The organism is Psychrobacter piscatorii (assembly GCF_043641605.1).
Lineage (GTDB): Bacteria > Pseudomonadota > Gammaproteobacteria > Pseudomonadales > Moraxellaceae > Psychrobacter > Psychrobacter piscatorii_C.
The window spans coordinates 165,931-178,243 of sequence record NZ_JBHZRK010000005.1 but is presented as its reverse complement, the minus strand read 5'-3'; the positions used below and the strand labels follow the sequence as shown (position 1 = coordinate 178,243).

At 42.7% G+C, this 12,313-nt stretch carries 11 protein-coding genes; 8 read left to right on the top strand and 3 right to left on the bottom strand.

Translation table 11 applies throughout. From position 1 onward, the window contains the following. Positions 1-60: 60 nt before the first annotated feature. From sthA to ppsR, 3 genes are all read right to left on the bottom strand, one after another. Positions 61-1,710, bottom strand: coding sequence for a Si-specific NAD(P)(+) transhydrogenase (sthA, locus tag ACHUET_RS06805; RefSeq protein ID WP_394211725.1), 1,650 nt, complete (start codon positions 1,708-1,710; stop codon positions 61-63). Between the two features lie 79 nt (positions 1,711-1,789). Then, entirely contained in the window at positions 1,790-2,191 is a 402-nt protein-coding gene (locus ACHUET_RS06800; RefSeq protein ID WP_394211657.1) for a DUF4377 domain-containing protein, read from the bottom strand. Positions 2,192-2,299: 108 nt separating this feature from the next. Then, positions 2,300-3,196 carry a posphoenolpyruvate synthetase regulatory kinase/phosphorylase PpsR gene (gene ppsR / locus ACHUET_RS06795; protein ID WP_071001320.1) on the bottom strand — a complete coding sequence of 299 codons (897 nt, stop codon included), beginning with the start codon at positions 3,194-3,196 and terminating at the stop codon, positions 2,300-2,302. A 585-nt stretch (positions 3,197-3,781) separates the two neighbouring features. Here ppsR and ppsA point away from each other — a divergent pair. The 8 genes from ppsA to ACHUET_RS06755 all read left to right on the top strand — a co-directional run bounded on the left by ppsA (position 3,782) and on the right by ACHUET_RS06755 (position 12,215). After that, entirely contained in the window at positions 3,782-6,166 is a 2,385-nt protein-coding gene (gene ppsA, locus ACHUET_RS06790) for a phosphoenolpyruvate synthase (RefSeq protein WP_394211655.1), read from the top strand. 114 nt (positions 6,167-6,280) lie between these two features. Beyond that, on the top strand, positions 6,281-7,264 hold the full coding sequence (locus ACHUET_RS06785) for an RDD family protein (protein ID WP_394211653.1): 984 nt from the start codon (positions 6,281-6,283) through the stop codon (positions 7,262-7,264). A gap of 273 nt (positions 7,265-7,537) precedes the next feature. Then, on the top strand, positions 7,538-7,942 hold the full coding sequence (gene rpsF, locus ACHUET_RS06780) for a 30S ribosomal protein S6 (RefSeq protein WP_101205443.1): 405 nt from the start codon (positions 7,538-7,540) through the stop codon (positions 7,940-7,942). A 16-nt stretch (positions 7,943-7,958) separates the two neighbouring features. Then, positions 7,959-8,189 carry a 30S ribosomal protein S18 gene (rpsR, locus tag ACHUET_RS06775; RefSeq protein ID WP_010198808.1) on the top strand — a complete coding sequence of 77 codons (231 nt, stop codon included), beginning with the start codon at positions 7,959-7,961 and terminating at the stop codon, positions 8,187-8,189. Positions 8,190-8,209: 20 nt separating this feature from the next. Then, positions 8,210-8,716, top strand: coding sequence for a 50S ribosomal protein L9 (gene rplI / locus ACHUET_RS06770; protein ID WP_201599665.1), 507 nt, complete (start codon positions 8,210-8,212; stop codon positions 8,714-8,716). Positions 8,717-9,037: 321 nt separating this feature from the next. Beyond that, positions 9,038-9,277 (top strand): hypothetical protein, encoded by a 240-nt coding sequence (locus tag ACHUET_RS06765; RefSeq protein WP_394211651.1) that lies wholly within the window; start codon positions 9,038-9,040, stop codon positions 9,275-9,277. Between the two features lie 333 nt (positions 9,278-9,610). After that, positions 9,611-10,966, top strand: a complete 1,356-nt coding sequence (locus ACHUET_RS06760) for a GntP family permease (RefSeq protein ID WP_394211649.1) — start codon at positions 9,611-9,613, stop codon at positions 10,964-10,966. Between the two features lie 112 nt (positions 10,967-11,078). Beyond that, positions 11,079-12,215: a glycerate kinase gene (locus ACHUET_RS06755; protein ID WP_394211647.1), complete on the top strand. Its 1,137-nt coding sequence runs from the start codon at positions 11,079-11,081 to the stop codon at positions 12,213-12,215. The last annotated feature ends 98 nt before the right edge of the window (positions 12,216-12,313 follow it).

Here is a 12,313-nt window from a genome sequence, read left to right as displayed (position 1 = left end):
AAAAGCGCCTGCTAATGTTAGTAGGCGCTTTTTTATTTATACGATATAAGTAGCGGTGGTTTAAAACACTCGGTTCAAACCATTCAATGCTGCCACACGGTATGCTTCTGCCATCGTTGGATAGTTAAAAGTCGTATTTACAAAATACTCAAGCGTATTGTTGCTTTTACACTTCATCACTGCTTGACCAATATGAATAATCTCTGATGCATGGTTCCCGTAGCAATGAATACCTAAAATCTCCAGCGTATCACGATGGAACAATATTTTTAATACGCCCGAGCGTTCACCAATGATCTGTGCACGTGCCAGATGTTTAAAGAACGCTTGACCCACTTCATATGGGACTTTTTCATCTGTTAGCTCCTGCTCTGTTTTACCGATACAAGAGATTTCAGGAATGGTATAGATACCAGTCGGTACACTAGATACTGGCTCGGCATCACTATCACCAACCATAAAGGCAGCAGCACAGCGACCTTGATCGTAAGCAGCTGAGGCTAAAGACGGCCAACCGATGACATCACCAGCAGCATAAATATTTTCGACGTCCGTACAGTAAGTGTCATCTACTTTTAACTGACCACGGCCGTTTGCTTTTAGCCCAATGGCTTCTAAGTTTAAGCCTTCGGTGTTACCTGAGCGACCATTTGACCAAAGAATGGCATCAGATTTGATGCGCTTGCCACTCTTTAGGTGGAGCACCACATAGTCATCATGGGTCTCAAGATGATCAATCTCTTCATTACTACGGATAAGCACACCGAACTGTCTAAAGTCATGCGCGATAGCATCACTGATTTCGCTGTCTAAATAGTTGAGCAACTGGTCTTGGTTGTTGATTAGATCGACCTTGTAGCCAAGACCAGTAAAGATAGACGCATACTCACACCCAATCACCCCTGCACCATAAATGATGATTTTTTTGACCACATAATCCATTTGCAAGATTTTGTCAGAGTCAAAAACGCGTGGATGATCGAAGTCTAGAATATCCGGACGGTAAGGACGACTACCAACAGTGATGATCGCTTTATTAAAGGTAATCGTTTCGTAGACATTGTCGTCGACTTCAATGCGCAGCGTATGAGCGTCAATGAAACTTGCCCAACCTTGAATCACTTCGATACGGTTGCGCTCATAAAAGCGGGTATGCGTACTGACTTGACGACGGATAACTTGACGCGCCTTAGCCAATACTTCATTTAGCGGAACTTGCTTATACTCCATCGCTTTGGTAAACATCGGGTCGCGACGAAAGTTAATCAAGTTAAATACAGATTGGCGCAATGCTTTACTTGGAATGGTACCTACGTGAGTAGAGTTACCACCTACCTGATCTCGCGGATCAACGACCACCACTCTTTTACCAGATTTGGTCAGCTTCATGGCAGCGGCTTCACCAGCAGGGCCCGCCCCTAAAACAACCGCATCATACTCATACTCGTGATCGTCACTTTTTAGTCGACGAGAATCTTTGGTAAATCCAGATTTGATATCAATACGAGTGTCATCAAGCGGGTTGATGAGGTCAGGATGATGCATGATATCTTCAGTGACCTGCTCATGAGTCTGCTCGATTTTCTGTTTTGTGTCTTTACCTTCAGTATGTTCAGGATTGGGTGAACGGCCATTAGATTTATTCGATACTTCAGTATGGACGTCTTTACCAGTATCATTGGTTGCGTCACTTATATTCTTACTTACCATCATGTCCTCTTTATATATTTAAAGATCGGGTATTTAAAGTGTGAATGAACCACTACACAGATATGTCAAGGTCATAACACTAAGGCATGCCTACCATACGTTGTGACAATATTTTTTGCAATGTCCAATGTCCAGTAACACTCTGCTGTCCTTCATCAACTTGTGGACGAGCACTGATTACGTACTCTGTGCCAAGGCTTGGCGTAAAATCATCGATCCAATCGTAAGGAATTTGAAACACACTGCCGTCTTTAGCCTTAGCAAGTAAACACTGCATTGGCAAAGTCGAAGCACAGGCAACACGGTTCGGCATAATCGTTAATGTCTGCGCTTCTCCCAATACGATACTTGGAATATAACGTGGCTCAGGTACTGGATCCTTTGCAAATGGTGACGTTTGGCAAGCACTCAGTAAAGTCGCTGCACTGATTAAACCTGCCATTAACAACGATGGCTTTATAGATTGATAGGCTGAAATCATAGTACTCTCTATATGATAATTATCTAGGATGAAATGACATATGTTTATTAGTGTTTCTTGCGCACTTATTGATACTGATTGAACAGATACTGCTTAAGCTGACATTCATTACCCAATGCGGCGTTTAAGACCTGTCATTTGTAAGATACGCGTCGCAATCTCTTCAACAGACATCTCTGATACATCCAAACTTGGGATACCGTGAGTGATATAAATTCCCTGTATCGCACGCTGCTCTTGCTGACATTGCTGATAACTTGAGTAACGACTGCCTGCACGGCGCTCTTGACGGATTTTTACCAAGCGATCGGTATCAATGAGTAAACCAAACAGTTTGTCTTTATGGTCACGCAGCGCTTTTGGTAGTTGATTGTCATATAGATCATCTTCGGTCAAAGGGTAGTTAGCCGCTCGGATACCGAATTGTAATGCTAAGTATAGAGAAGTCGGCGTCTTACCAGAGCGTGACACACCCACTAAGATAATATCTGCTGCATTATAGTGACGAGTACGCGCGCCATCATCGTTGTCTAAGGCGAAATGGACTGCATCGATACGCTCTTTGTATGTCTCAGAATCAACATCATCATGCGCATGACCTGAATGACCATCTGGCTCCACGCCAGTCTCTTCTGCAACGCGGCCAATCAGCCCTTCGTACATATCCAAATTACAGCTGTGTGCTGAATTGATTTTTTCACGAATCTCTGGATTGACAATCGTATCAAATACCAATGGCAACGACCCATCACGTTGATACGCCATGTTGATTTGCTCCACGGCATCGTCAGCACGCTCTAGGCTATCGACGTATGGCAACACTCTTGTCTCAAAAGGGACCGAGGCAAACTGACTTAAAATAGCGCGTCCGAGAGTCTCAGCCGTAATCGCGGTACCATCTGAGATAAAAAATGCCGTTCTAATGGCTTGTGAGCTGTCCAAATTTAGCGCATGACGATTTTGGATAGTGGACTTAACTTGTTCAGATGGATTGCTTGAGTACATAACGTTGACACCTCGGTTGAAAACTCAATAATGATCTTCATTTCATTTTTAGTATTGATCTAATAGCATTTATCTAACTTTGGCTGCCTTATCTCTTTTAAAGATAGAACGATGGCAGCGCTGCTATTGCACATTTATATAGCCATATGCATCACTTATCTATCCGCTACATTATACGCATATTAGCACCCTAATAGAAATCAATGTTACAGGTGTACACTTAGAGACTCATGCTGTTTTAAGTTCACCCATTACCCCTAACTTGTGGCCAGTTATCTGCTTTTAATATCACATGTCGTATATAAAGGTAGAAGTTTTGCGAATAATTCAAATAAATCCGCTTTAGACATGTCTATTTTTAACCTCGTTAGCAGTTATTAATACATATCATCACCTCTACTATAGATATTTTTTCATCTTGCTAAAGGTAATATCTTTAGAAACTTGCCTTAATTTATATGGCAATTCCTACAATTTGTGTATTTTTAACAAGTTTTTTGGTAAAACCCCTCGAATTCCTCCTAATATGGCGGTATAATTCACCGTTATAATCTTTACTAAATAACCTTATTTTCTGGAGTTATCATGGCAGCGCAATCTACAGCACTTGTAATCAATCTTGATCAGCTAGGAAAAGACGACATCGAAATGGTTGGTGGCAAGAATGCCTCACTTGGCGAGATGATCAGCCATCTTTCTGATTTAGGCGTTAGTGTTCCAGGCGGCTTTGCCACCACTTCAAATGCATTCAATCGCTTTTTGACAGAAACAGGTTTACTAGAAAAAATCAACAGTGAGCTAAACACATTGGACGTCAATGATGTTAATAAGCTTGCGGCGACTGGTAAAAAAATCCGTACGTGGATTATCGAGCAAGAACTGCCGAAAGATCTTGAGCAAGAAGTACGTGAATCATTTGAAACCATGAGCGGCGGCGAAGACATCGCTGTTGCTGTACGTTCTTCTGCGACTGCCGAAGATTTGCCAGATGCGTCATTTGCTGGTCAACAAGAAACCTTCTTGAACATTCGCGGTATTGATAACGTCCTAATTGCTATTAAAGAAGTATTTGCCTCGCTATATAACGACCGTGCAATCTCTTACCGTGTACACAAAGGTTTTGAGCACGAAGGCGTTGCATTATCTGCTGCCGTACAGCGTATGGTACGTTCAGAGACTGGCGCGGCTGGTGTTATGTTCACGCTAGATACCGAAAGCGGTTTTGATCAAGTCGTGTTCATAACGTCAAGCTATGGCCTAGGTGAAATGGTTGTGCAGGGCGCGGTTAACCCAGATGAATTCTACATCTCAAAACGTCTGCTAGCCGATGGTAAGCCTTCTGTTATCCGTCGTAACCTAGGCAGCAAGCACAAGAAAATGGTTTATGGTGATGAAGGCAGCACCGCAAAATCAGTGAAAACGGTCGATGTTGAAAAACAAGATCGCATGCAATTCTCTTTATCTACTGAAGAGCTGACCTCTCTTGCCAAGCAAGCGGTCACGATCGAGCAGCATTATGGCCACGCGATGGATATCGAATGGGCAAAAGACGGTGACAGCGGTGAAATCTTTATCGTTCAGGCACGTCCTGAAACCGTTAAGAGTCGCCAAGACAGCAACGTGATGGAACGTTATGTCATCGACACCACTGGCGCAAAAGTATTGTGTGAAGGTCGTTCAATCGGTCAGCGCATCGGTTCAGGTAAAGTCCGTATCGTTACTCACCTAAACGAGATGGACAAAGTAGAAGAAGGCGACGTTCTTGTATCAGACATGACTGATCCAGATTGGGAACCAGTCATGAAGCGCGCTTCTGCCATCATCACCAACCGTGGTGGTCGTACGTGTCACGCAGCCATTATCGCTCGTGAGCTAGGTGTGCCAGCCATCGTTGGTTGTGGTAACGCCACTGAGCTATTGGTTGACGGTCAAGAAGTGACTGCGTCTTGTGCTGAAGGCGACACTGGTTTCATTTATGAAAGTCAGATTGATTTTGAAGTACAGACCAACTCAGTTGAGTCTATGCCAGAACTTGCATTTAAAGTCATGATGAACGTTGGTAACCCTGATCGCGCCTTCTCATTCACCCAAATGCCAAATGAAGGGATTGGTCTTGCGCGTTTAGAGTTCATTATCAACCGTATGATCGGTGTGCATCCAAAAGCGCTGCTAAACATGAACAGCTTGCCACGTGAGATAGCGCAAGCCATTCAAGAGCGTATCGCAGGCTATGCCTCACCTGTTGACTTTTATGTTGATAAATTGGTTGAAGGTATCTCAACCCTAGCCGTTGCATTTATGGATCAGCCAGTTATCGTTCGTATGTCAGATTTTAAATCAAACGAATATGCCAACTTGCTTGGTGGTAAGCTATACGAGCCATCAGAAGAGAACCCAATGCTTGGTTTCCGCGGTGCTAGCCGTTATGTGTCTGATAACTTCCGTGACTGTTTTGAGCTTGAATGTAAAGCGCTAAAACGTGTTCGTGATGAGATGGGCTTGACTAACGTCGAGATTATGATTCCATTCGTCCGTACCACTGGCGAAGCGGCACAAGTAATCGAGTTACTTGAGAAAAACGGTCTAAAACGCGGTGAAAATGGTCTACGCATCATCATGATGTGTGAGCTACCAACCAACGCGCTATTAGCAGAAGAGTTCCTAGAGTACTTCGATGGTTTCTCAATCGGCTCTAACGATTTGACTCAGTTGACGCTTGGTCTTGATCGTGACTCAGGTATCGTCTCACATCTATTTGATGAGCGTGACCCTGCTGTTAAGAAATTATTGACGATGGCTATCGACGCTTGCCGTAAGCAAAACAAATATGTTGGCATCTGTGGTCAGGGCCCATCAGACCATCCAGATCTAGCGTTCTGGCTAATGGAGCAAGGTATCAGCTCGGTATCATTGAACCCTGATTCTGTGCTAGATACTTGGTTCTTCCTAGCTGGTGAAGAAGCAAAGTAAACCGTTACGTTCAGTCGAAGCGGTAACTCACACAGTCATTAAAGATACGACTATTAGGGTCTATTTGATTTTTTCAAATAGACCCTAATATAATGTCTTAAGACATGACTAACTATGCAGGCAATTATGCAGATTTTCCTTGCTCGAAATAACGTACAAGCTGGTCCATACAATTTGGAACAGCTCAATATTATGCTGGCATCAGGCGAAGTATTGCTGGATGATTTAATCTGGCATGAAGGCTTAGATCAATGGCAGCGCGTAGGAAATGTGACCAATAATCAAACGGTTTATCGACCGACTGGTGCTACCACCCCTGATGTGAATGATTCTATTATCAATAATGTGACCGTCTTCCCTGAGGAGACGACCAGCAATGCTAAAGATAATAACTCAGTATCATTAGATAGACTATATGGCAAGCCTGAACGTTCTAAAAATGTGAAGGCCGATATGACAACCAACCGTCATCAGACGCCGCACAACAATGTATCATTAAGCAAGCCGACTATTAAGAAGGCTGCCACAGACAAAGATAAAACCGTCGGTAACGTAGTACTTGCCCCGATCATGTCGCGAGTATTGGCGACTGCATTGAATGGGCTGCTGTATGTATTGGCCATATTGCCATTAGTGATGGCATTGACCAAAATGGATGTGGACTATACCAAATTCCAAAACATTCAAGATATGGATGCTGCTTATCAATACTCAATGACATTGATGGAAAGCCTTCCTAGTAGCACGCTCATGATGTCACAAGTCATGGTTTTTGGCTTGTTTGCACTGCAGCTGGTATTTATCACCATGCGCGGTCAATCACTAGGCAAAGTAATCACTGGTATTCGGGTTGTGGATCAGACCACACATCGTCTACCCTCGTTCATTAAGCTTGTCGGCACACGTACATTACTGTTATTTATTATTTATAATCTACTGTTTTCGTTTACTAGCTTTTTAGGTTTTGTGATTATTGCCATTCATTATTACATGGCATCAAAAAGCCCTGAAAATATTGGTTGGCATGACAAGCTTGCTAAAACTTTAGTGGTCAAAGCTGACAGCAGTCAACTGGTAAAGAAATCAAAATCTGAGTAAATATTTTTTAACCATATAATCTATGATAGTCATAAAAAAGCTGCGTATGATCGCAGCTTTTTTATTGAGTAAACACAATAATTATATGATTTCTAAACTTTATCGACAGCCACTTGGTTATTAACCTTTGTGTTAATCGCCAAGTGCTGTTATAATACGGCGCTTTATAAACTAAGCTTATTTCTTACTATATTTTTAAGAACGTGGGCTTACCTTATAAATCTCCTTGCTATTAACATAGGGTTAATAGCTACTAATCCGTAAGGAGTCATAATGCGACATTACGAACTGGTGTTACTTGTACACCCAGACCAAAGCGACCAAGTGGTTGGCATGGTTGAGCGCTACATCAAGTTAGTTCAAGACAACAACGGTGTTATCCATCGTCTAGAAGATTGGGGCCGTCGTCAATTGGCTTACCCAATCAACAAGATTCACAAAGCTCATTACGTTCTTTTCAATATTGAAACTGACGGCGAGACTTTGGCTGAACTTGAAGAATTATTCCGCTATAACGACGCGATCATTCGTAGTCTAGTTATGCGCCGTGACGAAGCTGTCACTGAAGAGTCGCAGTTAGCCAAGAATGCCGATGAAAAACGCGCACGCAAAGCAACTACTCGTCGTCCAGACAATCGTGAAAACGATAATGACGACAACGACAACAGTGAAGACTAATTAAAGGAGAATACTCATGGCACGTTTCTATCGCCGTCGCAAATTCTGCCGTTTCACTGCTGAAGGCATCACTCACATCGACTATAAAGATGTTGAATTGCTAAAACAGTACATTAGTGATAATGGCAAAATCGTACCAAGCCGTATTACCGGTACGTCTACTAAATATCAGCGTCAACTAGCGACTGCTATCAAGCAAGCTCGTTATTTATCGCTACTTCCATACACTGATAACCATCAAGGTTAACCGCTAACTAGGAATGACTCATGCAAATTATTTTGTTACAGCGTATCGTCAACCTTGGTAAACTCGGTGAAACTGTCGATGTAAAACCAGGTTACGGTCGTAACTTTCTTATCCCTCAAGGCCGCGCTCTACCTGCGACTAAAGCTAACATTGAAAAGTTCGAAGCACGTCGTGCTGAGCTTGAAGCTGAAGAAGCAAAAGAGATTGCAGTTGCTCAAGAGCGTGCTGATGCACTAACTGACGTTAATGTTATCATGCGTGCTAAATCAGGTGACGAAGGTAAGCTATTCGGCTCTATCGGTACTCGCGATATCGCTGAAGCATTGACTAACTCAGGTCTAGAAGTAGACCGTGCTGAAATCAAGCTACCTGAAGGCACTCTACGTCAAGTTGGCGAATACAATGTTGATATTCAGCTACACCATGACGTTACTGCTAGCATCTTAGTCACTATTCTTTCTGAAGATGGTAACAACGAAGATTCGGCTGACGAAGAAGAAGCTGACGAAGATTATTCTGAAGAGTAATCTTCTAGATAATTAGACTCAGTCTATAAAAAAGCCAGTGACCTTGTGTTGCTGGCTTTTTTTATGTCGATATTTTATACATGTGATCATAATACTTTCCCATTACATCAGAGTTTTCTTTATACCTTGTAAGTATCAATCGATTACTAAAAGCTGTATTCAATACTATTTGTCAGCATGATATCTTGCGGTAACTAATTGCAACAACTCAATTAAAAACGCTATACCAACCAACAAGATACTATCTATATAATTGTATTCGCCATAACGAGTAGAGTTCATGCTCTATTTTTATATTTTTCGTTAATAGAGTACTTTAATATGACCAACACTGATGAAATAAACACTGACGATAAACTACTTTGTATCAAAGGTAACGATTTCTATTCAGAGGGTGAGATCTATACGGTAGGTAGAATCGTTAATGATAAATACTTTCAGATACTGACCAGCGGCGATAATGATCACTGGTATGCAACGCTAGATGATAAAGGTATTTACGTAAGCTTCGACTCTATGATAGCTACTGACAATAAAGCGTTCTTCGATAAGATTGCTTAGATTGGAATTTATATAAAAACTCATCTTGAACAAATAAAATAAGTGATACCTTATAAAAGACTGGCCATCTATAGTGGTCAGTCTTTTTTTTAGCGAAAAACCTTGATTAAAGGCGGTCTGAAATTTGAAAAAGCAATAACTTTGCAGGCATAAGAATGCCACTACTCTCATCAGAAAATGTTCATATCGCTATAACAAACAGCATCTCTTTGACAAATGTATTTCCTAGTGACCCCTATTTGCTATAAAATATGCCCCTTCAAAATTTCGTATCGTTATTGATGCATGTTTGCGTGAATAACTCATTAAGATATAAACCATATTGAGACAGTGATGATTGTATTTTGGCTTGTGCTGACCATTCTTTTTATTATTTTCGCTACCGCAAAATTGAAGTGGCATCCTTTTTTAGTGTTAATTTTGTCCGCTTTTTTGGTCGCGCTATTTTACCAAGTACCACTTAATACTGTCGCAAAAACGATCTCTGATGGTTTTGGTGGCATCTTAGGCTATATCGGTCTTGTTATCGTATTTGGTACGATTATTGGCTTAATCCTTGAAAAAACAGGTGCGGCTATCGTGATGGCAGAGTCAGTCATCAAAGTATTAGGGCCACGCTTCCCTACTTTGACCATGTCAATCGTCGGTGCGGTCGTTTCGATACCTGTATTTTGTGACTCTGGCTACATCATCTTGAACTCTCTAAAAGAGTCTTTGGCTGAGCGTCTAAACGTCTCTAGCGTGGCAATGAGTATTGCTTTGGCCACTGGTCTATATGCTACCCACACCTTTGTACCACCTACTCCCGGCCCAATCGCAGCGGCAGGTAACTTAGGTCTAGAGTCCAACTTGGGTCTGGTCATCATGGTCGGTGTGGTCGTGACAGCAGTTGCAGTACTGGCTGGCTGGTGGTGGTCTAATCGCTTTCTTAACGCTACTCCTGATAATATCAATGCGGTGGATGCTCCAGCAGCCATGCCTGAAGGAATGAAAACTCGTGACGATTATAGTCATCTGCCTTCGGCGACAATGGCGTTTTTACCTATCATTGTTCCTATCATCCTAATCTGCTTATCTTCGGTTGCTAATTTCCCAAGTGCACCATTTGGCAGTAGCATGGTAGCGGAGATTTTAATATTCATTGGTAACCCATTGACTGCATTACTTATCGGTTTGTTCTTATCGTTTTTCTTGATTAAATCAAGCCAAAAAACGCAAGAAATCAGCGATAGTATCTCGCAAGGTTTGGTAGTAGCAGCCCCTATCCTATTGATTACTGGTGCTGGTGGTGCATTTGGCGCCATGCTAAAAGTGACACCGATTGGCGACTACCTAGGTTCAACGCTATCAGCTTTGGGTTTAGGTATCTTCATGCCATTTATCGTCTCTGCTGCACTAAAAACAGCACAAGGCTCAACCACGGTCGCATTGGTTACGACCTCTGCTATGGTTGCTCCACTATTGAGCCAGATTGGCCTAGACAGTGAACTTGGACGCGTGTTTTGCGTGATGGCAATTGGTGCCGGTGCCATGACCATCTCACATGCCAATGACAGCTTCTTTTGGATTGTTAGCCAGTTTAGTCGTATGAGCGTGGCACAAGCGTACAAAGCCCATTCAATGGCCACTGGTATCCAAGGTGTGACTAGCATCGTATTTATCTGGTTGTTGACCCTAGTATTTATCTAGTTCATGAAATTGGGTATTTATACACACGTTTATTTGATGATTGTTAAATAAATGTTTTAAAACATGACACTATCGCAATGATAGTGTCATTAAGATATTCAAAGAGAGCCGTATGAAAATTTTGATCGCCCCTGACTCGTTTAAAGAAAGTTTAGAGGCACTGGACGTGTGCCACGCCATTCAATCTGGCTTTAGCCAAGTGTTTCCAGATGCAGACTATAAGCTATTACCAATGGCCGATGGCGGTGAAGGCACCTCAGCGGTATTGTCTTATGTATTGGGTGGGCGCTGGAAAGAAGTCAGAGTACATGACCCACTGATGAGACCGATTACCGCAAAGTATCTGTTATTACCTGACACAACCGCTGTTATCGAAGTGGCTCAAGCGTGCGGATTGCATCTACTGACATCTGATGAGCGTAATCCTGTTATTGCGAGCAGTTATGGTGTTGGGGAGCTGATCGAAGACGCGTTAGCAGAAGGTGCTAAGCGTATCGTCATTGGTCTAGGTGGTAGCGCCACCAATGATGCAGGCCTTGGTATGCTAATGGCATTAGGCATAAAATTTCATGACATCAATGATAGCCTACTGACTCATGGTGGTGGCGCACTTTCCAGCCTACATAAGCTCGATAATACTAGCCTGCATGCACAGATATCAGACACGGTATTTGAAGTTGCTTGTGATGTGACCAATCCATTATGCGGTCTGCTGGGTGCAAGCGCAGTATTTGGCCCACAAAAAGGCGCTTGTCCAGAGCAAGTCAATACCTTGGACAAGGCACTCAGTCACTTCGCTACCATATGTGGAGAGCACGGCTATGAAGACTACCAACACGTTGAAGGCGCTGGCGCTGCTGGCGGTCTCGGCTATGCGATGATGACGTTCTTTGAAGCTCAGCTAAAATCAGGCTTTGATACGGTTGCCGAAGTGGCTCACCTGTCACAGCACATCGCAGAGGCGGATCTTGTCATCACTGGCGAAGGTAAGCTTGATGCACAAACAGCCATGGGGAAAGTGGCAGGCGGTATCAGCCAAATCGCTAAGGCTAGCCGTACTCCTGTCATCGCAATCTGTGGCAGTGTTGATGGACTAAAACCTGCCCAGACCAGTCAGTTCGATGTGGTCATGCCAAGTATCCAAAAAGTAGACACGATTGATAATGTGTTGGGTTCTGCTTATAACAACATTGAAACGACTGCTGCTAATATTGCTGCAAGTATCAAACTTGGGCAGACTTTAAAATAGACGCAATCTGTCATAGTCGCAATCTATCAATAAGCTTCCTCCACTAAATGCACAGTTATTAAACCCTTTATTAATCCTTTGTTAGCTGTGCATTTATC

What these genes read in the sequence shown, in the direction of transcription:
- sthA (WP_394211725.1), bottom strand. Translation starts at nt 1,710, where the DNA reads ATGGTAAGTAAGAATATAAGTGACGCAACCAATGATACTGGTAAAGAC.
- ACHUET_RS06800 (WP_394211657.1), bottom strand. Translation starts at nt 2,191, where the DNA reads ATGATTTCAGCCTATCAATCTATAAAGCCATCGTTGTTAATGGCAGGT.
- ppsR (WP_071001320.1), bottom strand. Translation starts at nt 3,196, where the DNA reads ATGTACTCAAGCAATCCATCTGAACAAGTTAAGTCCACTATCCAAAAT.
- ppsA (WP_394211655.1), top strand. Translation starts at nt 3,782, where the DNA reads ATGGCAGCGCAATCTACAGCACTTGTAATCAATCTTGATCAGCTAGGA.
- ACHUET_RS06785 (WP_394211653.1), top strand. Translation starts at nt 6,281, where the DNA reads ATGCAGGCAATTATGCAGATTTTCCTTGCTCGAAATAACGTACAAGCT.
- rpsF (WP_101205443.1), top strand. Translation starts at nt 7,538, where the DNA reads ATGCGACATTACGAACTGGTGTTACTTGTACACCCAGACCAAAGCGAC.
- rpsR (WP_010198808.1), top strand. Translation starts at nt 7,959, where the DNA reads ATGGCACGTTTCTATCGCCGTCGCAAATTCTGCCGTTTCACTGCTGAA.
- rplI (WP_201599665.1), top strand. Translation starts at nt 8,210, where the DNA reads ATGCAAATTATTTTGTTACAGCGTATCGTCAACCTTGGTAAACTCGGT.
- ACHUET_RS06765 (WP_394211651.1), top strand. Translation starts at nt 9,038, where the DNA reads ATGACCAACACTGATGAAATAAACACTGACGATAAACTACTTTGTATC.
- ACHUET_RS06760 (WP_394211649.1), top strand. Translation starts at nt 9,611, where the DNA reads ATGATTGTATTTTGGCTTGTGCTGACCATTCTTTTTATTATTTTCGCT.
- ACHUET_RS06755 (WP_394211647.1), top strand. Translation starts at nt 11,079, where the DNA reads ATGAAAATTTTGATCGCCCCTGACTCGTTTAAAGAAAGTTTAGAGGCA.